17 protein-coding genes are annotated in these 22,684 nt (G+C 65.5%); 7 read left to right on the top strand and 10 right to left on the bottom strand.

What is annotated here, in order from left to right; genetic code table 11:
* Window positions 1-4 precede the first annotated feature (4 nt).
* The 5 genes from carB to WDZ97_RS01675 all read right to left on the bottom strand — a co-directional run bounded on the left by carB (window position 5) and on the right by WDZ97_RS01675 (window position 8,572).
* Window positions 5-3,220 (bottom strand): carbamoyl-phosphate synthase large subunit, encoded by a 3,216-nt coding sequence (gene carB / locus WDZ97_RS01695; protein WP_304002512.1) that lies wholly within the window; start codon window positions 3,218-3,220, stop codon window positions 5-7.
* 82 nt (window positions 3,221-3,302) lie between these two features.
* Window positions 3,303-4,445, bottom strand: a complete 1,143-nt coding sequence (carA, locus tag WDZ97_RS01690) for a glutamine-hydrolyzing carbamoyl-phosphate synthase small subunit (RefSeq protein WP_304002511.1) — start codon at window positions 4,443-4,445, stop codon at window positions 3,303-3,305.
* A gap of 162 nt (window positions 4,446-4,607) precedes the next feature.
* Window positions 4,608-7,187: a response regulator gene (locus WDZ97_RS01685; RefSeq protein ID WP_425761609.1), complete on the bottom strand. Its 2,580-nt coding sequence runs from the start codon at window positions 7,185-7,187 to the stop codon at window positions 4,608-4,610.
* 76 nt (window positions 7,188-7,263) lie between these two features.
* Window positions 7,264-8,061, bottom strand: a complete 798-nt coding sequence (gene dapB / locus WDZ97_RS01680; protein WP_425761608.1) for a 4-hydroxy-tetrahydrodipicolinate reductase — start codon at window positions 8,059-8,061, stop codon at window positions 7,264-7,266.
* Window positions 8,062-8,116: 55 nt separating this feature from the next.
* The gene (locus WDZ97_RS01675) at window positions 8,117-8,572 is read right to left on the bottom strand and encodes an outer membrane protein assembly factor BamE (protein ID WP_304002503.1); all 456 of its coding nucleotides are present in this window, start codon (window positions 8,570-8,572) and stop codon (window positions 8,117-8,119) included.
* 105 nt (window positions 8,573-8,677) lie between these two features.
* Here WDZ97_RS01675 and fur point away from each other — a divergent pair, with 105 nt between their 5' ends.
* Together fur and WDZ97_RS01665 are read left to right on the top strand one after the other, a co-directional pair.
* The gene (gene fur, locus WDZ97_RS01670; protein WP_019917499.1) at window positions 8,678-9,124 is read left to right on the top strand and encodes a ferric iron uptake transcriptional regulator; all 447 of its coding nucleotides are present in this window, start codon (window positions 8,678-8,680) and stop codon (window positions 9,122-9,124) included.
* Between the two features lie 42 nt (window positions 9,125-9,166).
* A complete protein-coding gene (locus WDZ97_RS01665; protein WP_304002500.1) occupies window positions 9,167-9,730 on the top strand; it encodes a TMEM165/GDT1 family protein in 564 nt (187 codons plus the stop codon).
* On the opposite strand, the gene recN is transcribed toward WDZ97_RS01665, so the two are convergent.
* Together recN and WDZ97_RS01655 are read right to left on the bottom strand one after the other, a co-directional pair.
* Window positions 9,731-11,386, bottom strand: a complete 1,656-nt coding sequence (recN, locus tag WDZ97_RS01660; protein WP_304002497.1) for a DNA repair protein RecN — start codon at window positions 11,384-11,386, stop codon at window positions 9,731-9,733.
* Between the two features lie 27 nt (window positions 11,387-11,413).
* Window positions 11,414-12,304: an NAD kinase gene (locus tag WDZ97_RS01655; protein ID WP_304002496.1), complete on the bottom strand. Its 891-nt coding sequence runs from the start codon at window positions 12,302-12,304 to the stop codon at window positions 11,414-11,416.
* A 158-nt stretch (window positions 12,305-12,462) separates the two neighbouring features.
* On the opposite strand from WDZ97_RS01655, the gene hrcA reads away from it, so the two are divergent.
* On the top strand, window positions 12,463-13,482 hold the full coding sequence (gene hrcA, locus WDZ97_RS01650) for a heat-inducible transcriptional repressor HrcA (RefSeq protein ID WP_020165302.1): 1,020 nt from the start codon (window positions 12,463-12,465) through the stop codon (window positions 13,480-13,482).
* Window positions 13,483-13,525: 43 nt separating this feature from the next.
* Window positions 13,526-14,623, top strand: a complete 1,098-nt coding sequence (hemH, locus tag WDZ97_RS01645; RefSeq protein ID WP_425761607.1) for a ferrochelatase — start codon at window positions 13,526-13,528, stop codon at window positions 14,621-14,623.
* 45 nt (window positions 14,624-14,668) lie between these two features.
* Here the strand turns inward: hemH and WDZ97_RS01640 are convergent, their stop codons facing one another.
* The gene (locus tag WDZ97_RS01640) at window positions 14,669-15,202 is read right to left on the bottom strand and encodes an AP2 domain-containing protein (protein ID WP_020165304.1); all 534 of its coding nucleotides are present in this window, start codon (window positions 15,200-15,202) and stop codon (window positions 14,669-14,671) included.
* A 132-nt stretch (window positions 15,203-15,334) separates the two neighbouring features.
* Window positions 15,335-16,717 carry a protein kinase domain-containing protein gene (locus WDZ97_RS01635; RefSeq protein WP_019917489.1) on the bottom strand — a complete coding sequence of 461 codons (1,383 nt, stop codon included), beginning with the start codon at window positions 16,715-16,717 and terminating at the stop codon, window positions 15,335-15,337.
* A gap of 164 nt (window positions 16,718-16,881) precedes the next feature.
* On the opposite strand from WDZ97_RS01635, the gene grpE reads away from it, so the two are divergent.
* The 3 genes from grpE to dnaJ all read left to right on the top strand — a co-directional run bounded on the left by grpE (window position 16,882) and on the right by dnaJ (window position 20,671).
* Window positions 16,882-17,418, top strand: a complete 537-nt coding sequence (gene grpE, locus WDZ97_RS01630; protein WP_425761606.1) for a nucleotide exchange factor GrpE — start codon at window positions 16,882-16,884, stop codon at window positions 17,416-17,418.
* A gap of 89 nt (window positions 17,419-17,507) precedes the next feature.
* Entirely contained in the window at window positions 17,508-19,433 is a 1,926-nt protein-coding gene (gene dnaK / locus WDZ97_RS01625) for a molecular chaperone DnaK (RefSeq protein ID WP_425761605.1), read from the top strand.
* A gap of 104 nt (window positions 19,434-19,537) precedes the next feature.
* Window positions 19,538-20,671: a molecular chaperone DnaJ gene (gene dnaJ / locus WDZ97_RS01620; RefSeq protein ID WP_019917486.1), complete on the top strand. Its 1,134-nt coding sequence runs from the start codon at window positions 19,538-19,540 to the stop codon at window positions 20,669-20,671.
* Window positions 20,672-20,775: 104 nt separating this feature from the next.
* Here dnaJ and WDZ97_RS01615 read toward each other — a convergent pair whose 3' ends face one another.
* On the bottom strand, window positions 20,776-22,641 hold the full coding sequence (locus WDZ97_RS01615; protein WP_304002482.1) for a phosphoenolpyruvate carboxykinase (GTP): 1,866 nt from the start codon (window positions 22,639-22,641) through the stop codon (window positions 20,776-20,778).
* Between the last annotated feature and the right edge of the window lie 43 nt (window positions 22,642-22,684).

Below are 22,684 nucleotides of genomic sequence, written 5' to 3'. Positions count from 1 at the left end.
TCGTTCAGTTGATCTGCGCGTGCAGGGCCTGCAGCGCATAGGTTTCGAGTTCGGAAATGCGCATGCCTGCACACGCGGCACGCGCGCCTTCGACGGTGGTGAACAGCGTGACGCGACTGGCGAGCGCGCTGGTGCGGATCGAGCGCGAATCGTTGATGGCGCTGCGCTTTTCATCCACCGTATTGACGATGAAGGTGATTTCATCGTTCTTGATCATGTCCACGATATGCGGACGGCCCTCATTCACCTTGTTTACCGGGGTGACCGGCAAACCGGCGGCGGCGATGGCTGCCGCGGTGCCGCGGGTAGCGACCAGCGTAAAGCCCAGTTCGTGCAGCTCGCGCGCGACCTCGATCGCCTTGGCCTTGTCGGCCGGTTTGACCGAGATGAAGGCGCGACCGCCGGTCGGCAGCCGCACGCCGGCGGCGAGCTGACTCTTCACGAAAGCTTCGCCGAAGGTGCGACCGACACCCATCACTTCGCCGGTGGACTTCATTTCCGGACCGAGGATGGTGTCCACACCGGGGAATTTCACGAACGGGAACACCGCTTCCTTGACCGAGAAGTAAGGCGGCACGACTTCGTGCGTCACGCCCTGGTCGGCCAGCGAGCGGCCGGCCATGCAGCGTGCAGCGATCTTGGCCAGCGGCAGGCCGCAGGCCTTGGACACGAAGGGCACGGTGCGCGAAGCACGCGGGTTCACTTCGAGCACATACACGGTGTCGCCGGACGCGTCGCGCTGGATCGCGAACTGCACGTTCATCAGGCCGACCACGTTCAGGCCGCGCGCCATCAGTTCGGTCTGGCGGCGCAGTTCGTCGCACAGTTCCGGCGTCAGCGAGAACGGCGGCAGCGAGCAGGCGGAGTCGCCCGAGTGCACGCCGGCCTGTTCGATGTGTTCCATGATGCCGCCGATGATCACCTGCTGGCCATCGGAGAAGGCATCGACGTCCACTTCGGTGGCGTCGTTCAGGAAGCGGTCCAGCAGCACCGGCGAGTCGTTGCTCACCTTGACCGCCTCGCGCATGTAGCGCTCGAGGTCCGACTGCTGATGGACGATTTCCATCGCGCGGCCGCCCAGCACGTAGCTCGGGCGCACCACCAGCGGGTAGCCGATTTCGGCCGCCAGGCGCACCGCCTGGTCTTCCGCACGCGCGGTGCGGTTGGGCGGCTGCTTCAGGCCGAGGTCGTTCAGCAGCTTCTGGAAGCGCTCGCGGTCCTCCGCAGCGTCGATCATGTCCGGCGTGGTGCCGATGATGGGCACGCCGTTGGCCTCCAGGTCGCGCGCCAGCTTCAGCGGCGTCTGGCCGCCGAACTGCACGATGACCCCGACCGGCTTTTCGATGGCGACGATTTCGAGCACGTCTTCCAGCGTCAGCGGTTCGAAGTAGAGGCGGTCCGAGGTGTCGTAGTCGGTCGACACGGTTTCCGGGTTGCAGTTGACCATGATGGTTTCGAACCCGTCCTCGCGCAGTGCGAGGGCCGCGTGCACGCAGCAGTAGTCAAATTCGATGCCCTGGCCGATGCGGTTCGGACCGCCGCCCAGCACCATGATCTTGCGTGCCGAGGTCGGATTGGCTTCGCACTCGTCTTCATAGCTGGAGTACATGTAGGCGGTGTCGGTGGCGAACTCGGCGGCGCAGGTATCGACCCGCTTGAACACCGGACGCACGCCGAGGGTCTGGCGGTGCAGACGCAGCGCGGTTTCGTCGCACTGGAACAGACGCGCCAGGCGACGGTCGGCAAAGCCCTTGCGCTTCAGATCGCGCATCGTCGCGGCGTCCACGCTCTTCAGGCTGCGACCGAAGAAGGCGCGCTCGGTCAGGATGATGTCCTCGATCTGCGCCAGGAACCACGGGTCGATCTTGGTCAGCTGATGCACCTCGTCCAGGCTCATGCCGTTGCGGAAGGCCTGGCCGACGTACCAGATGCGCTGCGGACCCGGCAGCGCCAGTTCGCGTTCCATCTCGTCCTGGTCGGTCTCGATCTCGTCGAAGCCATAGACGCCGACTTCGAGGCCGCGCAGCGCCTTCTGCATCGACTCCTGGAAGCTGCGGCCCATGGCCATCACCTCGCCCACCGACTTCATCTGCGTCGTCAGGCGGTCGTTGGCCTGCGGGAACTTCTCGAAGGCGAAACGCGGAATCTTGGTGACCACGTAGTCGATCGACGGCTCGAAGGACGCCGGCGTGGCGCCGCCGGTGATGTCGTTCTTCAGCTCGTCCAGCGTGAAACCCACGGCCAGCTTGGCGGCGATCTTGGCGATCGGGAAGCCGGTCGCCTTGGACGCCAGCGCCGACGAACGCGACACGCGCGGATTCATTTCGATCACGATCATGCGGCCGTCGGCCGGGTTGATCGAGAACTGCACGTTGGAGCCGCCGGTATCGACGCCGATCTCGCGCAGCACCGCGATCGAGGCGTTGCGCATGATCTGGTATTCGCGGTCGGTCAGCGTCTGCGCCGGTGCCACGGTGATCGAGTCACCGGTGTGCACGCCCATCGGGTCGAGGTTCTCGATCGAACAGACGATGATGCAGTTGTCGGCGCTGTCGCGCACGACTTCCATCTCGTATTCCTTCCAGCCCAGCAGCGATTCCTCGATCAGCAGCTCGTTGGTCGGCGACGCTTCGAGACCGCGCTTGCAGATCTCGACGAATTCCTCGTGGTTGTACGCGATGCCGCCGCCGCTGCCGCCCATCGTGAAGGACGGGCGAATGATGGCCGGGAAGCCGATGCTGGCCTGGACCTGCAGCGCCTCTTCCATCGAGTGGGCGATGCCGGAGCGGGCCGAACCGAGGCCGATCTTGGTCATCGCCTGCTTGAACTTCTCGCGGTCCTCGGCCTTGTCGATCGCTTCCTGCTTGGCGCCGATCAGTTCGACCTTGTACTTGTCGAGCACGCCGTGGCGGGCCAGGTCGAGCGCGCAGTTCAGCGCGGTCTGGCCGCCCATGGTGGGCAGCAGCGCGTCCGGGCGTTCCTTCTCGATGATCTTCTCGACCATCTGCCAGGTGATCGGCTCGATGTAGGTCACGTCGGCCATGCCGGGGTCGGTCATGATCGTGGCCGGGTTGGAATTCACCAGCACGACGCGGTAACCCTCTTCACGCAGCGCCTTGCAGGCCTGGGCGCCGGAGTAATCGAACTCGCAGGCCTGGCCGATCACGATGGGACCGGCGCCGATGATCAGGATGGATTGGATGTCTGTACGTTTGGGCATTTGTCTTTGAGGGGTCAGGGACTAGGGATCAGGGACTAGGGGACACATCACGGCGGCTTCGCCGCCGCATGCTCTCTAGCCTCTAGCCCCTCTTCCCTAGCCCCTCCTCCATCATCTTCACGAATCGATCGAACAGGTAGGCCACGTCGTGCGGGCCCGGGCTGGCTTCCGGGTGGCCCTGGAAGCAGAAGGCCGGGCGGTCGGTCCAGGCCATGCCCTGCAGGCTGCCGTCGAACAGCGACACGTGGGTGACCCGCACATTGGCCGGCAGCGTGGCCGGATCGACCGCGAAGCCGTGGTTCTGGCTGGTGATCAGCACACGGCCGGAATCGTTGTCCTTGACCGGGTGGTTGGCGCCGTGGTGGCCGAACTTCATCTTCAGCGTCTTCGCGCCCGCAGCCAGGCCCATCAGCTGGTGACCGAGACAGATGCCGAAGGTCGGAATTCTGCGGTCGAGGAAGGTGCGGATCGCGGCGATCGCGTAGTCGCAGGGCTCCGGGTCGCCCGGGCCGTTGGACAGGAACACGCCGTCCGGATTCATCGCCAGCACCTTCTCGGCCGGCGTCTGCGCCGGCACCACGGTCAGACGGCAGCCGCGGCTGGCCAGCATGCGCAGGATGTTGCGCTTGACGCCGAAATCGTAGGCGACGACGTGGAAAGGCGTGGCGTCCGGCTTGACGAAGCCCTGGCCGAGTTGCCACTCGCCCTCGGTCCATTCGTAGGGCGCGGTCGCGCTGACCACCTTGGCCAGGTCCATGCCTGCGAGGCCGGCGAATTCGCGCGCCTTGGCCACCGCTTCGGCGGCGTCGACCTTGCCGGCCATCAGACAGGCGCTCTGCGCACCCTTTTCGCGCAGCAGGCGGGTGAGCTTGCGGGTATCTATATTGGCGATGCCGGGAATGCCCTGCTCGCGCAGGTAGGCATCCAGCGTCTGGTGACTGCGGAAGTTGGACGAGCGCAGCGGCAGGTCACGGATGACGAGGCCGGCAGCGAACACGCGGCCGGCTTCGACGTCCTCGACATTGACGCCGGTATTGCCGATGTGCGGATAGGTCAGCGTGACGATCTGGCGGGTATAGCTCGGATCGGTCAGGATTTCCTGATAGCCGGTGAGTGCCGTGTTGAACACCACTTCGCCGGTCGTGACCGTTTCCGCCCCTATGCTTTTGCCGTGAAAGACCGATCCATCGGCGAGTGCGAGCAGCGCGGGCGCATGGGCGGACACGTAGTAACTCCTGAATTTCTGATCGGGGGACGGCGGCGCGCGCGTGCGCCACATATGCGAAGCGGGAGGCGCCGTTCGAGGCGTCTCCCGCTGAGTGTGCGAATTATACCTCGGGGTGGTGCGGCGCGCAATTTTGGTGCGCTGAGGCGCGCTGCAGCCGGGTCAGGCCATCTCAGCCTCGCTCGCTCGGCCACTGAAAAGAGCGTCGCCCAGACGGGACAGTTGCTGGTCAGCGTCCTTGTGCAGCGTCGCCAGATCGGAAAGATCGCCGCCGCGTGCGGCATCTTCGAGGCGCGTCACGCTCACCTCGGCACCGGCAGCGCCGAAAACCGACAGCGAGCCGCGCAGTCGATGGCAGATGCGCGCCGCCCCGTCGCCGTCCTGCGCCTGCACGCAGACGCCAAGACCGCGACGCAATTCCGGCAGTTCGCCGAGGAACACGTCGATCACGCGCAACACCATGGCACGGTCGCCTTCCAGCGTTGCCAGCGTATGTTCGAGATCCATCACCGGATCGGCCGCATCCGGGCGTTCGCGCATCAGACCATTCACGTCGGTGATCGCGGTCTGCGACAAGCCGTCGTCCGGTCGCGCCAGCACCCGTTCGAGCGCCGCCAGCAGATCGTCGGCCTTGACCGGCTTGCTCACATAGTCGTCCATGCCCTCGTCCAGGCACAGTTCGCGGTCGCCCTTCATCGCATTGGCGGTCATCGCGATGATGGGCAGGTGCTCGACGTGGTCGGTGTCGATGACCCAGGAGCGGCGCTGCTCGCGCGCACGGATCGCACGCGTGGCTTCGATGCCGCCCATGACCGGCATCTGCACGTCCATCAGCACGACGTCGAAGTTCTCGCGTTCGAGCAGATCCAGCGCTTCCTGCCCGTTGTTGGCAACGGTTACCTTGTAGCCGGCACGCTCCAGCGTGCGCACGGCCACCAGCTGGTTGACCGGATTGTCCTCGGCCAGCAGCACGCGCCGGCTCGGACTTTCGCCCAGGCCCTCGTGCGCCAGCGAGCGCTCGATGTCCAGGTCGCCGATGGCCAGCGCGAAATCGTCCAGCTCGTGCACCTCGTCCGGGCGACTGCTCAGCGCCTCGCCCAGCGCAGACGCCAGTTCGTGAGCCGAGAACGGCTTGTGCAGACGGCCGCGCACGCCCAGCGTGCGGGCGTGCGCGTTGTCGGCGGCCTGATTGGCACCACTGAACATCATCACCACCCGATTCAGCCGGTTCGGGCCTTCGCAGAAACCGGACACGAAATCGAAGGCATCGGCGTCGGGCAGCGTGCGATCGACCAGAAGGATGTCGAAGGGCCGGCCGCTCTCGTGTGCCTGCTTAAGCGCCTGCCTCGCCGCCTGCACGCTGCCGACGGCCAGCGCGGACGCACCCATGTCGCCCAGCATCGCGGCGACCACGCCGCGGCTAGGCGGATGATCCTCGATCAGCAGCACGCGCAGACCGGTGAAACGGTGGAAGTTCGGCGACAGCCCGGCCTGCTCGACCACCCGGCAGCGCATCGTGAAATGGAAGGTCGACCCCTGCCCAGGCGCGCTCTCCAGCCACAGCCGGCCACCCATCAGCGTGGCCAGGCGATTGCAGATGGCCAGGCCGAGGCCGGTGCCGCCGAAGCGGCGCGTGGTCGAGGTATCGGCCTGGGCGAAGGCTTCGAAAACCAGCGCCTGCTTGGTCGCGTCGATGCCGATGCCGGTATCGCGCACCCACAGGTGCAGTTCGGCTTCGGCACCGGCCGCTGCCGGGATGCCGACCGCCTCGCAACCGACCTCGATCTCGCCGCGCTGGGTGAACTTGACCGCGTTGCCGATCAGATTGACCAGTATCTGGCGCAGCCGGCCGGGGTCACCGAGCACGCGAACCGGCAGATCCGGGGCGATGCGGCAGTACAGCTCCAGACCCTTCTGCTGGGCACCGATGGCCAGCCCGCGGGCGGCCTCGCCGACCAGTTCGCCGGGCGAGCACTCGACTTCCTCGATCGCCAGCTTGCCGGCCTCGATCTTCGAAAAATCGAGAATGTCGTTGATGATGACCAGCAGCGCATCGGCCGAGGTCTTGATTGCATTGACGTATTCGCGCTGTTCGCTGTCCAGCGTGGTGTCGAGCATCAGCGCCGACATGCCCATGATGCCGTTCATCGGCGTGCGGATTTCGTGGCTCATATTGGCCAGGAAATCGCTCTTGGCGCGGCTGGCCGCCTCCGCCTTCTCCTTGGCACGCAGCAGTTCGACCTCGGCCTGACGGCGCGCATCGAGCTGGCCGATCAGTCCGGACACGCTGCCCACGCGGCCACGCTCGTCGCGCTCGGTGGCGGTTGCTTCGACGCGCATCCACACCATGCCGCCATCGACGCGTCGCATCCGCACATCGATGGCCGGCTGACCCGACGCCCCGGCCAGGCGGTCCTCCAGCCAGGCATCGAAGCTGCCGAGATCATCTTCGTGCAGGATGTCGCGCCAGACCGCCAGCAGGTCCGGCAATTCGGCCTGGCTGTAGCCCAGCGACTGCCGGCATTCGGCCGACACGACGAAGTGTGCGCTGGACGGTATCCATTGCCAGGCGTGGCGCGATGCGTCCGTTCCGCCTGCCGATTCGAGCAGGCGATCGATCTCGCGCAGCGCTCCGGCCAGCGCCGAAGGTTCGGACTGAGCCGACAGCCAGGCGCCGACAGTCTTGTCGTCAAGCGACGACAGACCGAGCTGTTGCAGCAATGTATTCAGCGCTGGATGCATGAATGACCTGAACCGGATCCTGCAGAATTAACGACACACACCCGCAGCACTGAAGCGCTACTGCAGCCGTTGCGATTCAGCGCAGTCCGAGCACGTCCTGCATGTCGTACAGACCGCTGCTGCGCTCGACCAGCCAGCGCGCAGCGCGCAGGCTGCCCAGCGCGTAGGGCATGCGGCTGGCCGCCTTGTGCGTGATCTCGACCCGCTCGCCGATGCCGGCGAACAGCACCGTATGATCGCCGACGATGTCGCCGCCGCGCACGGTGGCGAATCCTATGGTGTTCGCATCGCGCTCGCCGGTATGCCCTTCGCGACCATAGATCGCGCAGTCCGCCAGCGAACGACCCAGCGCATCGGCCACCACCTCGCCCATGCGAAGCGCGGTGCCGGATGGCGCATCGACCTTCATCCGGTGGTGCGCCTCGATCACCTCGATGTCGTAGCCGCTGTTCAGGATGCGCGCCGCGACGTCGAGCAGCTTGAACACGGCATTGACGCCGACCGCCATGTTCGGCGCGAATACGATGGCCAGTTCCTTCGACGCCTCGATCAGCTGCGCACGCTGTGCGTCGCTGAAGCCGGTGGTACCGATAATCATCTTGACGCCCAGGCGCTTGCACACATCGAGATGCGCAAGAGTCGCTTCCGGACGGGTGAAGTCGATCAGGAAATCGGCGCCAGCGAGCGCTGCCTCGACATCGCCGCGGATCAGCACGCCGCTCCGGATGCCGAGGAAGGCGCAGGCGTCCTCGCCGATCGCCGGCGAGTCCGGACGATCGAGGGCGGCGACCAGCGTCGCCCCCTCGTCACGCGTGGTGGCTTCGATCAGCATGCGGCCCATGCGGCCGGATGCCCCCGCGATCGCTATGCGCATCGGTGACATGAAATCCTTTCAGTTCGCTGTGTGCGGACGCTCGCAGCGCCCGGTTTCACTTCTTCTCGGGTGCCGCAATCTCGCCCAGATCGAGCGTGCGCGTACGCGGCTCCGGTGGCTGGATCTCGCCATCTTCCGCAGCGACCACGTCGCCGCCCACGCTGACCAGCTTGTCGTCCTCGAAATAGACGATGAGCCGGCGCTGCTGCGTGTCTTCCGGTTTGTTGCCCGGCTTGAAGTAATAGACGTAATCCCAGCGGTCCGGGTGGAACACGTCGGCCAGCATCGGCGAACCGAGCACGAAGCGGACCTGCTCGCGGCTCATGCCCGCCTTGAGCTGACCCACCATGTCCTGGGTGACCAGATTGCCCTGACGGATGTCGATACGGTAGGGATTGAGCTTGCTGGTGACGTCGAGCGCATCGGGCACCTCGAAACTGCTGCAGCCGGCAATCAACGGAACAAGCGCTAGACAGACGCGGCTCAGGGTGGCAAAGGGAGCGAGGGACATCGCGGGCAGGACTCGGGTGATGATCGGGCGACCGCAGGCGGAACGCCGGGCCGGACGCGAAAGTCTATATTATAGCGACCTTGCCATAGCCTCCAGACGACCCGGATGAGCGCAAATTCCCAGAACCTGAAGAACATCGGCCTCAAGGCCACGCTGCCGCGACTGAAGATCCTCGAGCTTTTCCAGCGTGCAGACGTGCGCCACATGAGCGCCGAGGACGTCTACAAGGCCCTGCTGCAGGAGGACATGGACATCGGCCTCGCCACGGTCTACCGCGTGCTGACCCAGTTCGAGCAGGCCGGCCTGCTCGAACGCCATTTCTTCGAGTCGGGCAAGGCGGTATTCGAACTGAACGAAGGCCACCACCATGATCATCTGGTGTGCATCCAGTGTGGCAAGGTCGAGGAGTTCTACGACGCCGAGATCGAACGCCGCCAGATCAAGGTGGCCAAGGAACGCGGCTTCACCGTACACGACCACGCGCTGACCATCTTCGCCGACTGCTCGACCGAAGCCTGCCCGAACAAGCGCAAGACCACGCCCCGCGGCTGAGTCCAGCCGCGCCCACCCTCGCCGCCGCCCGGCGGCTTGCCCATGGATGCCCTGATCGCCTCCACCGCGCTGGTCGCGCTCGCCGAAATCGGCGACAAGACACAGCTGCTGTCCTTCGTGCTGGCGGCGCGCATGCGCCGGCCACGTGCCATCTGCCTCGGCATACTGGTAGCCACCGTGCTGAACCACGCGCTGGCCGCCTGGCTCGGCGCGCTGGTCGCTTCCGTCCTGTCGCCGGAGGTGCTGCGCTGGATCGTCGGCCTCGCCTTCATCGGCTGCGGGCTGTGGGCGCTGGTGCCGGACAAGCTGGAGGAAACCGAAGTCGGCAGCGCGCACGGCGTGTTCCTGACCTCGACCCTGCTGTTCTTCATGGCCGAAATGGGCGACAAGACACAGCTGGCGACAGTGGCGCTGGGCGCCCGCTTCGAGGACGCCTATGTCTGGGTGGTCGCCGGCACGACGCTGGGCATGATGATCGCGAACGTACCGGCGGTGTATATCGGCCAGAAACTGGCGCAGCGGCTGCCGGTGAACTGGATACGGCGCATCGCCGCCGGCCTGTTCGTCGCCACCGGCGTGATCACGCTGGCGGTCGGGCTGAACTGATCAGGCGCCGAGCATTTCGCGCGCGTGCGCGCGGGTGGTGTCGGTGATCACTTCGCCGCCCAGCATGCGGGCAATCTCGTCAACGCGCGCCGGCGCATCCAGCGGCGTGACCGAACTGCGCGTCTGCCCGCCCTCGCTGCGCTTGGCGATCGACCACTGCCAGTCCGCCCGCGCCGCCACCTGCGGCAGATGGGTCACGCACAGCACCTGCCGCGCCTCGCCCAGACGGGCGAGCTGACGCCCGACCACTTCGGCCACGCGGCCGCCGATGCCGACATCGACCTCGTCGAACACCAGCGTCGGCGTGCCGCTGCGCGCGCTGGCGATGACCTGGATGGCAAGTCCGATGCGTGACAGCTCGCCGCCCGAGGCCACCTTGGCCAACGGTGCAAGTGGCTGCCCCGGATTGGCGGCGACATGAAATTCGACCTCTTCGAGGCCGGTGGCCGACGGCTGATCGAGCGGCTTCAGCACCACTTCGAAGCGCCCGCCCTGCATCGCCAGCTCGGACATTGCCGCGGTCACCGCCTCTGACAACTGCTTTGCCGCCGGCCGGCGCGCATCGGACAGTTCCTTGGCCGCCTCGACGCAGGCCGCCCGTGCAGCATCGCGCGCCGCTTCGAGCGCGGCCGGGTCGGATTCCGCCTCCAGCCGCTGCAGCCCTTCCTGGCTGTCGGCCAGCAGCTGCGGCAGTTCGTCCGGATCGACGCGGTATTTGCGCGCGCAGGCCAGCACCGTCGCTATGCGTTCGTCGGCACGCGCCAGGGCGGCCGGGTCGGCATCGATGCGATGCGCGTAGGCGCGCAGCGCGCGCGCCGCCTCGTCGACCTGTGTGGCGGCCGACTCGATCAGGCCACGACATTCGCCGAGCGAGGCGTCGAAGGCTTCCAGCCGGCCGAGCAGTGACGCGATGTGCGCCAGTTGCCCGTCGAGCGCCGCCTCGCCCTCCTCGATCAGCGCCAGCGCCTCGGCCGAGCCCTCGAGCAGTTGTGTGGCATGCGCCAGTCGGCCGTGATCCTGTTGCAATTCGGCCCATGCCTGCGGTTCGAAGGCCAGCGCCGTCAGCTCCTCGACCTGCCACTGCAGCCGCTCGCGCTCGCGCTCGGCGGCATCGCGGTCCTGCAGAGCGCGCGCAAGCGCCTGTTCGCGCTGCTGCCATTCACGATGCAGCCGCCCGACGGTCGCCACCTGCGCGGTCAGACCGGCGTGCTGGTCGAACAGCGCGCGCTGCGCCGTCTCACGCATCAGCGCCTGATGGGCGTGCTGACCGTGGATGTCGACCAGCTGGCCGCCCAGATCGCGCAGCTGGCTCACGCTGGCCGGCGCACCGTTGATGTAGGCGCGCGAACGACCGCCAGCGTCGATGACGCGACGGGCGATCACCATGCCCTCTTCCAGCTGGAAATCCTGTTCCTTCAGCCAGCCGGCGACGGCACTGTCGGCGGCACAGGAAAACTCGGCCGACAGTTCCGCCCGGTCACAGCCGGCGCGCACGACCGAGGCATCGGCCCGGCCACCGAGCAGCAGCCCCAGCGCATCGACCAGGATGGACTTGCCGGCGCCGGTCTCGCCGGTCAGCGCGCCGAAACCGGACGCGAAGTCGAGTTCGAGCCGGTCGACCAGGATGAAGTCGCGGATGAAAAGACGTTCGAGCATGAAACGAAAGGGACTCAGACGTGAGGTTCAGACTTCCTTGGGCGCCTCGCTCCAGCGCAGCTTTTCGCGCAGCATCGAGAAGTAGCTGTAGCCGGGCGGGTGCAGCAAGGTAACGCGATACGGTGAACGCTCGATGCGCAGCACGTCGTCGCCCTGCAGATTGCAGTGCTCCTGGCCGTCGAAGTGCGCCCGCGCGTCGTGCCGCGAGAACAGGCGTACCTTCAGCACGGCCGAATCGCCAAGCACGATGGGGCGCGACGACAGCGCGTGCGGGCACAGCGGCACGATGAGCATGCCGCCAAGGGATGGATGCAGGATGGGTCCGTTGGCCGACAGCGAGTAGGCGGTCGAGCCGGTCGGCGTCGATACGATGAGCCCGTCGGACCGCTGGCTGTAGACAAATTCGTCGTCGACCCGCATTTCGAACTCGATCATGCGGCCGAGGTCGCCCTTCGAAATGACCACGTCGTTGAAGGCGAACGCGGAGAACACCTCGGCACCTTCGCGCAGCACCGAAGCCTGCATCAGCGCGCGACGCTCCGGACGGAACTGGCCCTGCATCAGCGATTCCATCGCCGCCAGCATGTTGGAGCGGGCGACGTCAGTCAGGAAGCCGAGACGGCCCTGGTTGATGCCGACCAGCGGCACGTCGTGCGGCGCCAGCTTGCGCGCGGCGCTGATCAGCGAACCGTCGCCTCCGACCACCACCGCCAGCTTCGCTCGGCGGCCCAGGGTATCGAAATCGGCCACCTCGAAGCGGTCGTCCGGCAGCACTTCGGCCGATGCCTGCTCGATCAGCACCTCGCGCCCGGACTCGCTCAGCCAGTGCGCCAGCGCGCGCAGTGACTCGGCCACTTCGGCGCTCTGGTACTTGCCGATCAGCGCGACGCAGCCAAAGGCCGGGGATTCGTTTTTCATCGGCGAATTAAACCACAAAGCCCCGACCCGTCATCGACGGCACGGCGGGGTGACGACGGCTGTGTCAATATCGGTGCGCTGACGGCGCCAACATGCCGGCGCTGCTCTAGAATCAGTCTCCGCAACCGCATCAGGATCCGTATCCCGCCACCCGCACCATGCTTGAAGATCGTTCGAGACTGCTGCTCAAGACCCTGGTCGAGCGCTACATCGCCGACGGCCAGCCGGTGGGTTCGCGCACGCTGTCGAAGTACTCCGGCCTCGATCTGTCGCCGGCGACCATACGCAACGTCATGTCAGACCTCGAGGACATGGGCTACATCGCCAGCCCGCACACCTCGGCCGGCCGCATCCCGACGCCACGCGGCTACCGCTTCTTCGTCGACACGCTGCTGTCAGTGCAGCCGCTTGAGCCCGGCCAGATCAGCGAACTGAAAGGCGAGCTGCGCCCGGCCGATCCGCGGCTGCTGGTCAATCAGGCGTCGCAACTGCTGTCGCAGCTCACCCGCTTCGCCGGCATCGTGGTCGCGCCGCGCCGCCAGTTGCCGCGCATCCGGCAGATCGAGTTCCTGAGCCTGTCGGACAAGCGCATCCTGCTCATCATCGTGACCGACACCGGCGAGGTGCAGAACCGCATCCTGCTGACCGAACGCAACTTTTCGCCGTCGGAGCTGGTCAGTGCGGCCAACTACCTGAATCAGCACTACGTCGGCTTCGATTTCGACGAGATCCGCGGCCGACTGCAGGCGGAACTGAAGCAGTTGCACGGCGATCTGACCACGCTGATGTCGGCTGCGTTGCAGGCCGGCAACGAGGCCTTCTCCGACGACAAGGGGCAGTACGTCATCACCGGCGAGCGCAATCTGCTCGAAGTCGACGATCTCGCGTCCAACATGTCGCGACTGCGCGAGCTGTTCTCGTTGTTCGATCAGCGCACGCAGCTGGCCAGTCTGCTCGACCTGTCGCAGCGGGCCGATGGCGTGCAGATCTTCATCGGCGGCGAATCCGGTCTGGCCCCGCTCGACGAATGCAGCGTGGTGACCGCGCCATACGAGGTGCAGGGTCAGGTGGTGGGCACCGTGGGTGTGATCGGACCGACGCGCATGGCCTACGAGCGCGTGATTCCGATCGTCGACGTCACCGCGAAACTGCTGTCGAGCGCCCTGAGCCAGACCTGAAAACCCGTCTCCACCGGGACGGATCACAACAAGAAAACCGGATATGTCCCGCTTCGTCGAAGAACCGCCTTATTCACACGGCCAGATGCCGCGCACCGGCGTGCTGCTGGTCAATCTGGGTACGCCGGACCAGGCCGATGCGCCCTCACTGCGCCGCTATCTGAAGGAATTCCTGTCCGATGACCGCGTGGTCGAGGTGCCGAAGCCGCTGTGGTGGCTGATACTCAACGGCATCATCCTCAATGTGCGCCCGAAGCAGTCGGCGGAAAAGTACGCGACCGTGTGGACCGACGAGGGCTCGCCGCTGCGTGTGCATACCGAAAGGCAGACCAAGCTGCTGCGCGGCTGGATGGTGGCCGAAGGGCAGCGCGACATCGAGGTGCGGCACGCGATGCGCTACGGCAGCCCGTCGATTGCCGACGTACTGCAGCAGATGAAGGCCGACGGCTTCACGCGCATCCTGATGGTGCCGATGTACCCCCAGGGCGCCTCCAGCACGACCGGTTCGGTGGTGGACGAGATGGCGCGTGCGCTGCTGCGCTGGCGCAACCTGCCGGAAATGCGCTACGTCCGCGCCTTCGCCGGCGACCGCGCCTATATCGACGCGCTGGCGGCCAGCGTGCGCGAGCACTGGCAGAAGAACGGCCGTGCCGACAAGCTGGTCATGTCCTTTCACGGCGTGCCGCACTTCCACCTGGAAAAGGGCGATCCCTACCACTGCGAGTGTCACAAGACCGGCCGCCTGATCGCCGAGGCGCTCGGTCTGGCGAAGGAGGACTATCTGGTCACCTTCCAGTCGCGCTTCGGTCGCGCCCGCTGGCTCGAACCGTACACGCAGCCGACACTGGAAAAGCTGGCCGAGGGCGGCCTGCGCAGCGTCGAGGTGATGTGCCCCGGCTTCGTCGCCGACTGTCTGGAAACGCTGGAGGAAATCGCGGTCGAGAACCGCGACGCCTTCATCGGTCGCGGCGGCAAGCAGTTCAGCTACATCCCCTGCCTGAACGAGCGACCGGACTGGATCGCCGCGCTGGGCGGCATCGTGCGCCGCGAACTGGGCCACTGGTGGGACGAAGCCGGCCGGCCGCCCGCCGACCTTGCGCTGCAGGCGCGCAACGCGACGGCGATGGGCGCGAAGCAATGAAAAAAGGCGACCTCGCGGTCGCCTTTCTTTTGCGTGCTGCTGCGTTCAGGCCGCAGCGCGCGTCGGCACGATGTTCTCGTCGTTCTTCGCCTTGCGCGGACGGCCGCGCCGCGAAGCACCCGGATCGAACTGGCCATCGAGCTTTTTCAGCGCATCCTTGCGCGCCTTCAGCGCCATCTTGAACGCACCTTCCTCGCCGTACTTGTTCACCGAGAACTTGACCCGCTTGCGACGACCGGACGGCAGCGGCCACGAAGCCACCCAGAACCAGCGCTGCTTGTCCTCCGGCATGTCACGGGTTTCGGAAGCGCAATAGCGGCACACGCCGACCACGCCGGAACGGTTGTTCTTCTTGACGATGCTCGAATACTCGCGCAACGAGAAGGGCGGAAATTTCGAAATGATGTCGTCGCGAAACTGCTTGGCGGCGGCAAAGGCCTTCTGCTTGCCGCCGAAGACACCATCGCTGAAGTGCTTCCGGTGTATCACTCCGCGTCGCTGTATGGTCACGAGCCAGCCATGCGTACGGCTGGCTTCGTTGTCCACGCGGCTGATGCCATAAACTGAATTGCGGCTCAAGGTCGGTCTCCTTCCAATAGCACAGGCGTCGCCATGTGCTTGTGAGGAGAGTTTCGGCCTGCCGTGTCGAAACTTTAGCCGGGCCGGCGGGCGTTCTTCACGCCGCAGGGCTCGCCGACACGTGCAGAACGCTCAGCGTCGCGCCGGCGTATCGGGCAGCAGTTCGAGGTCGATGCCGCCGCCGATGACGGAAAAACCCGATTCGGTCGCCAGCACCACCTGCTCGCCCTGGGCGGCAAGCGCGGAATTGGCGCGGGCCAGCCGTTGCACCACGGTGCTGATGAGCTGGGCGCGGAAGTGCTCCAGACACTCTTCCGACGCGAGCGCCAGCGCCGACGGGCTGACTTCGAGAAAAGCCACCGGCGAGGACGCGATCACGGTCGCCGAGCGGCGCAGGTGGTTGGGGTCGAGATAGCCCATTTCGCCGACCACCTCGCCCGGCCCCAGTTCGGCCAGCAGCCTGCCGCCGACCACCACCCGGACATGGCCGGACACGATCAGCCCGAAGCGGTTGTCGCTGTCGCCCTCGCGCATCAGCACCGTGCCTTCGGTGTATTGCCGCCAGTTCGAGAAACGCAGCACCTCCCACACCTCGACGTCGTCGAATTCGGTGAAGAAGGTCATCTTGCGCAGGATGGAGAAGCGCGTGGTGTCCGGCGGCACGTACTTGTCGTCGAGGATCTTGAAACGCACCGTCGACAGGTCCTTCGCGAACTCGGCGCCGTTCTTGTAGCGCGAGTAGAGGTCCTTCTCCAGCGCCTTGCGGATCACCCGGTCCATCGCTTCCGGCACTTCCGGGTTCAGCTGCGACGCCGACGGCGGGTCGGCGTTGATGATCTTGTAGATGAGCTGGGCCGGATGCTTGGCGCGGAAGGGCAGCCTACCGGTCAGTAAGTGGAACAGCACGACCCCCAGCGAGTAGAGGTCGGTCTTCTGGTTCAGCGGATAGCCCTTCACCTGTTCCGGGCTCATGTAGGCCGGTGAGCCCACGCCCATGATGAAGGTCGAATCCTTGTCGTTCTCCTTGGCCACGTTCAGCGCCAAGCCGAAGTCGGTCACCTTCACCAGATCGTTGGCACCGATCAGGATGTTGGCCGGCTTGATGTCGCGGTGCACGACGCCGTGGCGGAAGGCGTAATCGAGCGCCATCGCGCACTTGAACACGATGCTCACCGCGCGCGGCAGCGGCAGCATCGTGTTGAATTCGCAGTAGTGGTCGAGCGGCTGGCCGTCGATGAATTCCATGACCAGATAGGCCCGGTTCTCTTCGACCTGCGCGTCGTAGATGCGGATGATGTTCGGATGGTCGAGCTTGGCGGCGATCGCCGCCTCGGTCAGGAAGAGCTTGCGCATGCGCCGCGACCACTTGCCCTGATCGCGGTTCTTGTCGCCGAAATCGACCAGCTTGACGGCGACCATTTCCTCGATGTCGTCGCACTTGCACAGGTAGACAGTCGCGGTGGCGCCTTTGCCGATTTCGCGGATTACCCTGTATTTGCCAATGCGTTCGAGCATGTCGTGTGGAGCGATGGACGCGTCATGAACCGCGAATGATAGGCCATCGCCAAGCGCCGGACAAAGAATGGGTCAAAAGGCTGATGGAAAGTCGACTTTCCGGGCTTGAAATGCGTCCGGACGCCCCCATTTCCGGCGGGTCTCAGATTCAGAGGACTTTACGCATGACCGAGCAGACCCCGCAACCGGTGCCCGAAGAACAGCAGGCCGCCCCCAACACCGAAGCCGCCACGCCGGCCGCTCCTGCAACGCCCGAGGCGCTGGCCGCCGCCGAGCAAAAGGTGGCCGAGCTGCAGGACGCGCTGCTGCGCGCCAAGGCCGAAACGGAAAACATGCGCCGTCGCGCCGCCGAGGACGTGATCAAGGCGGGCAAGTTCGCCGCCGAGAAGTTCGCTTCCGCCATGGTGCCGGTCAAGGACAGCCTGGAAGCGGCGCTGGCCGACACCTCGAACGACGTCGCCAAGATCCGCGAAGGCGTCGAACTGACGCTGAAGCAGCTGGCGCAGGCCTTTGCCGGCGCCAGCGTCGAGGAAGTGAACCCGCTGGGCGAAAAATTCGACCCGCACAAGCACCAGGCGATCAGCCAGATCGAGGCGCCGGGCGAGCCGAACCACGTGGTGCAGGTGCTGCAGAAGGGTTATCTGCTGCACGACCGCGTGCTGCGCCCCGCCCTGGTCATCGTTTCGAAGGCAGCGGGCTGAAAAGCCCCTTGAAATGCAGGGGCAAACGCCCCACTTCGACCTCAGACAAGCTCTCTCCTCCACCCGCATATATATAGAGGACCCCGAACATGGGAAAAATCATCGGTATCGACCTGGGCACCACCAATAGCTGCGTTTCCGTGATGGAAGGCGGCAAGCCCAAGGTAATCGAGAACTCGGAAGGCGCGCGCACAACGCCGTCCATCGTCGCCTACACCGACGACGGCGAAATCCTGGTCGGCGCCTCGGCCAAGCGTCAGGCGGTCACCAACGCCGCCAACACGCTGTTCGCCGTCAAGCGCCTGATCGGCCGCCGCTTCGAAGAGAAGGAAGTGCAGAAGGACATCGCGCTGATGCCCTACAAGATCGCCAAGGCCGACAACGGCGACGCCTGGGTCGAAGTGCGCGGCAAGAAGATCGCGCCGCCGCAGGTGTCGGCCGAAGTGCTGCGCAAGATGAAGAAGACCGCCGAGGACTACCTCGGCGAAGAAGTGACCGAAGCCGTCATCACGGTGCCGGCCTACTTCAACGACAGCCAGCGTCAGGCCACCAAGGACGCCGGCCGCATCGCCGGTCTGGACGTCAAGCGCATCATCAACGAGCCGACTGCGGCTGCGCTCGCCTTCGGCATGGACAAGAAGCCGGGTGACTCCAAGATCGCCGTGTATGACCTCGGCGGTGGCACGTTCGACGTGTCCATCATCGAAATCGCCGACGTCGATGGCGAACACCAGTTTGAAGTGCTGGCCACCAACGGCGACACCTTCCTCGGCGGCGAGGACTTCGACCAGCGCATCATCGATTACGTGATCGACGAGTTCAAGAAGGACCAGGGTGTCGATCTGAAGAAGGACATCCTTGCGCTGCAGCGCCTGAAGGAAGCGGCGGAAAAGGCCAAGATCGAGCTGTCGTCGAGCGCGCAGACCGAAATCAACCTGCCCTACATCACCGCCGACGCGTCCGGCCCGAAGCACCTGGCGATCAAGATCACCCGCGCCAAGTTCGAGTCGCTGGTGGAAGAACTGATCGAGCGCTCGATCGAGCCCTGCCGCATCGCGCTGAAGGATTCCGGCGTCAAGATCGGCGACATCGACGACGTCATTCTGGTCGGCGGCATGACCCGCATGCCCAAGGTGCAGGAAAAGGTGCGCGAATTCTTCGGCAAGGAGCCGCGCAAGGACGTGAACCCGGATGAGGCGGTCGCCGTCGGCGCGTCCATCCAGGGTGGCGTGCTGCAGGGCGACGTCAAGGACGTGCTGCTGCTCGACGTGACCCCGCTGTCGCTGGGCATCGAGACGCTGGGCGGCGTCATGACCAAGATGATCCAGAAGAACACGACGGTGCCGACCAAGTTCTCGCAGACCTTCTCGACCGCCGACGACAACCAGCCGGCGGTGACCATCAAGGTCTATCAGGGCGAGCGCGAAATGGCCAGCGGCAACAAGTCGCTCGGCGAATTCAACCTGGAAGGCATCGCCCCGGCGCCGCGTGGCATGCCGCAGATCGAGGTCACCTTCGACATCGACGCCAACGGCATCCTGCACGTGTCGGCCAAGGACAAGGGCACGGGCAAGGAAAACAAGATCACCATCAAGGCGAACTCGGGTCTGTCGGAAGAAGAGATCCAGCGCATGGTGAAGGACGCCGAACTGCACGCCGAAGAAGACAAGCGCGCGCACGAGATGGCCGACGCCCGCAACCAGGCCGACGCGCTGGTCCATTCGACGCGCAAGGCGCTGACCGAGCACGGCGACAAGGTCGACGCCGGCGAGAAGGAGAAGATCGAGGCTGCGCTGAAGGAAGTGGAAGAAGCCATCCGCTCCGGCGACAAGGAAGCGATCGACGCCAAGAGCGCCGCACTGGCGACCGCCGCGCAGAAGCTGGGCGAGGCGATGTACGCCGAACAGCAGGCCGCGGCCGGTGAAGCGGCCGGTGGCGCCGCACCCGGCGGCCGCAAGGACGACGACGGCGACGTGGTCGATGCGGAATTCACCGAGGTGAAGGACAAGAAGTAAGCTGCGCTCCCGACGCTGACAGCGAGCAGTTCAACGACCGAGGCACAGCGCGGCAGGAGCACTCCTGACGCGCTGTGCCTTTGGCGCATCTGTGGTGAAAACGAATGGCGAAGAAAGATTTTTACGACATCCTGGGCGTCAACCGCGACGCCTCCGATGACGAAATCAAGAAGGCTTACCGCAAGCTGGCGATGAAGTACCACCCGGACCGCAATCCGGACAGCAAGGAAGCTGAGGACAAGTTCAAGGAAGCGAAGGAAGCCTACGAAATCCTGTCCGACGGACAGAAACGTGCGGCCTACGACCAGTACGGCCACGCCGGTGTCGACCCCAATATGGGTGGCGGCGCGGGCGGCGGCCAGGGCTTCGGCGGTTTCGGCGACGCCTTCGGCGACATCTTCGGCGAAATCTTCGGCAACCAGGGCGGACGCGGCGGCGGTCGCAGCGGCGTCTACCGCGGTGCCGACCTGCGCTACAACCTCGAAGTGTCGCTGGAAGAAGCGGCGCGCGGCACCGACACGCGCATCCGCATTCCGACCATGGACGACTGCGGCACCTGCGGCGGCACCGGCGCCAAGCCGGGCACCAAACCAGTCACCTGCACCACCTGCAACGGTGTCGGCCAGGTGCGCATGCAGCAGGGCTTCTTCTCGATCCAGCAGACCTGCCCGAAGTGCCACGGCACCGGCAAGATGGTGAAGGATCCCTGCAACGACTGCCACGGCGCCGGCCGCGTCAAGGGCAGCAAGACGCTGCAGGTGAAGATTCCGGCCGGCATCGACGAGGGCGACCGCATCCGTCTGGCCGGTGAAGGCGAACGCGGTCAGGGCGGTGGCCCGGCCGGCGACCTGTATGTGCAGATCCACATCAAGCCGCACACCGTGTTCCAGCGCGAAGGCGACGACCTGCACTGCGAAATGCCGATCGGCTTCGCCACCGCGGCGCTGGGCGGCGAGATCGAGATTCCGACGCTGGATGGCGCAGCCAAGATCAAGATCCCGGCCGAAACCCAGTCGGGCAAGGTGTTCCGCCTGCGCGGCAAGGGCATCAAGGGCGTGCGCAGCAGCTACCCGGGCGACCTGATGTGCCACGTCGTGGTCGAGACGCCGGTTAACCTGACGGCGCGTCAGCGCGAACTGCTGAAGGAATTCGACGACATCAACCGCAGCGACGAAGCGAGCCACAGCCCGCGTGCCAAGTCGTGGATGGACAAGATGAAGGATTTCTTCGCCGGCTGATCCGGTCGCCACGCGCAAAAAGAAAGCCCGCTTTGAGCGGGCTTTCTTTTTGGCGAAGTCCGGAGCGGCCGACCGCGGCACCCCCGCGGCCGGCGAGCGCCTGATCAGGCCGCGAGCTGTTTCGCGATCTGCGCCTTGACCGCGGCCAGTGCCTCGGGCAGGCGGTGCTGCAGACGATCGAACAGTTCGTCGTGCAGCGCGATTTCCTGCTGCCAGGCGGCCACGTCGATCGACGTGATGCGCTCGAACAGTTCGCGGCTGAACTCGGTGCCGGCCCAGCTCAGGTCGTCGTAGCGCGGACTGGTGCCGAACAGGTGCTCAGCCCCTTCGGCGCCGCCAGCCACGCGGTCCAGCATCCACTTCAGCACACGCATGTTTTCGCCGAAGCCCGGCCACACGAACTTGCCGTTGTCGTCGGTACGGAACCAGTTCACGCAGAAGATGCGCGGCAGCACCTGACCCTGGGCCGACAGGTTCTGACCGAGCTTCAGCCAGTGCGCAAAGTAGTCGCTCATGTTGTAGCCGCAGAACGGCAGCATGGCGAACGGATCGCGCCGCACCACACCCTGCTGGCCGGCGGCCGCAGCGGTGGTTTCCGAACCCATGGTCGCCGCCATGTAGACGCCCTCGATCCAGTTGCGCGCCTCGGTCACCAGTGGCACCGTGGTCGAACGACGACCGCCGAAGATGAAGGCCGAGATCGGCACACCGGCCGGATCGTCCCAGGACGGGTCGATGACCGGGTTCTGGGTGGCGGCCACGGTGAAGCGGGCGTTCGGGTGAGCGGCCTTGGCGCCGGTCTGCTTGGCGATTTCCGGCGTCCAGTCCTTGCCCTGCCAGTCGGTCAGATGCGCCGGCGGCGTCTTCGTCATGCCTTCCCACCAGACGTCGCCGTCGTCGGTCAGCGCGACATTGGTGAAGATGGTGTCGGAACGAAGCGAAGCCATGCAGTTGGCGTTGGTGCTGTCGTTGGTGCCGGGGGCGACGCCGAAATAGCCGGCTTCGGGGTTGATCGCGTACAGGCGACCGTCCTTGCCCGGCTTGATCCAGGCGATGTCGTCGCCGATGGTGGTCACCTTCCAGCCCTCGAAACCCTTGGGCGGAATCAGCATCGCGAAATTGGTCTTGCCGCAGGCCGACGGGAAGGCCGCCGCGACGTAGTGCTTTTCGCCCTGCGGGTTCTGCACGCCGAGGATGAGCATGTGCTCGGCCAGCCAGCCTTCGTCGCGACCCATAGTCGAGGCGATGCGCAGCGCGAAACACTTCTTGCCGAGCAGCGCGTTGCCGCCGTAGCCGGAACCGAAACTCCAGATCTCGCGGGTTTCCGGGTAATGGACGATGTACTTGGTGGCGTTGCACGGCCACGCGACGTCCTGCTCGCCGGCGGCCAGCGGCTTGCCGACGGTGTGCACGCAGGGCACGTACTCGCCGTCCTCGCCCAGCACGTCGTAAACGGCCTTGCCCATGCGGGTCATGATGCGCATGTTGACGGCGACATAGGGCGAATCGGACAGCTCGATGCCGATCTGCGAAATGTGCGAACCAAGCGGACCCATCGAGAACGGCACGACATACATCGTGCGGCCACGCATGCAGCCGTCGAACAGGCCGTTCAGCGTCTGCCTCATTTCGGCCGGGGCCATCCAGTTGTTGGTCGGGCCGGCGTCTTCCTGGCGTTCGGAACAGATGAAGGTGCGGTCTTCGACACGCGCCACGTCGGACGGGTCGGACCAGGCGAGATAGGAATTCGGGCGCTTCTCGGGGTTCAGGCGGCGCATGGTGCCGGCGGCGACCATGTCGGCGCACAGGCGGTCGTACTCCTCCTGCGAACCATCACACCAGTGGATCGCGGCGGGCTTGGTCAGCGCAGCGATCTCGGCAACCCATTTCACCAGCTTGCGGTTTTTGACCCAGGCCGGAACGGGGATCTCTCCGGAGTTCAGCTGCTCCGGCGACAGGACGACTTTCATTGCGACGCTCTCCAAAATCCACCGGAATCGGACAAGGGTGGTA

This window comes from Methyloversatilis sp. MC4-4 (assembly GCF_049843555.1).
Lineage (GTDB): Bacteria > Pseudomonadota > Gammaproteobacteria > Burkholderiales > Rhodocyclaceae > Methyloversatilis > Methyloversatilis discipulorum_B.
This window is presented reverse-complemented; position numbering and strand designations above follow the sequence as displayed.

Coding starts and splice junctions, on each gene's coding strand:
- carB (WP_304002512.1), bottom strand. CDS start 3,220: ATGCCCAAACGTACAGACATCCAATCCATCCTGATCATCGGCGCCGGT.
- WDZ97_RS01685 (WP_425761609.1), bottom strand. CDS start 7,187: ATGCATCCAGCGCTGAATACATTGCTGCAACAGCTCGGTCTGTCGTCG.
- dapB (WP_425761608.1), bottom strand. CDS start 8,061: ATGCGCATAGCGATCGCGGGGGCATCCGGCCGCATGGGCCGCATGCTG.
- WDZ97_RS01675 (WP_304002503.1), bottom strand. CDS start 8,572: ATGTCCCTCGCTCCCTTTGCCACCCTGAGCCGCGTCTGTCTAGCGCTT.
- fur (WP_019917499.1), top strand. CDS start 8,678: ATGAGCGCAAATTCCCAGAACCTGAAGAACATCGGCCTCAAGGCCACG.
- WDZ97_RS01665 (WP_304002500.1), top strand. CDS start 9,167: ATGGATGCCCTGATCGCCTCCACCGCGCTGGTCGCGCTCGCCGAAATC.
- recN (WP_304002497.1), bottom strand. CDS start 11,386: ATGCTCGAACGTCTTTTCATCCGCGACTTCATCCTGGTCGACCGGCTC.
- WDZ97_RS01655 (WP_304002496.1), bottom strand. CDS start 12,304: ATGAAAAACGAATCCCCGGCCTTTGGCTGCGTCGCGCTGATCGGCAAG.
- hrcA (WP_020165302.1), top strand. CDS start 12,463: ATGCTTGAAGATCGTTCGAGACTGCTGCTCAAGACCCTGGTCGAGCGC.
- hemH (WP_425761607.1), top strand. CDS start 13,526: ATGTCCCGCTTCGTCGAAGAACCGCCTTATTCACACGGCCAGATGCCG.
- WDZ97_RS01635 (WP_019917489.1), bottom strand. CDS start 16,717: ATGCTCGAACGCATTGGCAAATACAGGGTAATCCGCGAAATCGGCAAA.
- grpE (WP_425761606.1), top strand. CDS start 16,882: ATGACCGAGCAGACCCCGCAACCGGTGCCCGAAGAACAGCAGGCCGCC.
- dnaK (WP_425761605.1), top strand. CDS start 17,508: ATGGGAAAAATCATCGGTATCGACCTGGGCACCACCAATAGCTGCGTT.
- dnaJ (WP_019917486.1), top strand. CDS start 19,538: ATGGCGAAGAAAGATTTTTACGACATCCTGGGCGTCAACCGCGACGCC.
- WDZ97_RS01615 (WP_304002482.1), bottom strand. CDS start 22,641: ATGAAAGTCGTCCTGTCGCCGGAGCAGCTGAACTCCGGAGAGATCCCC.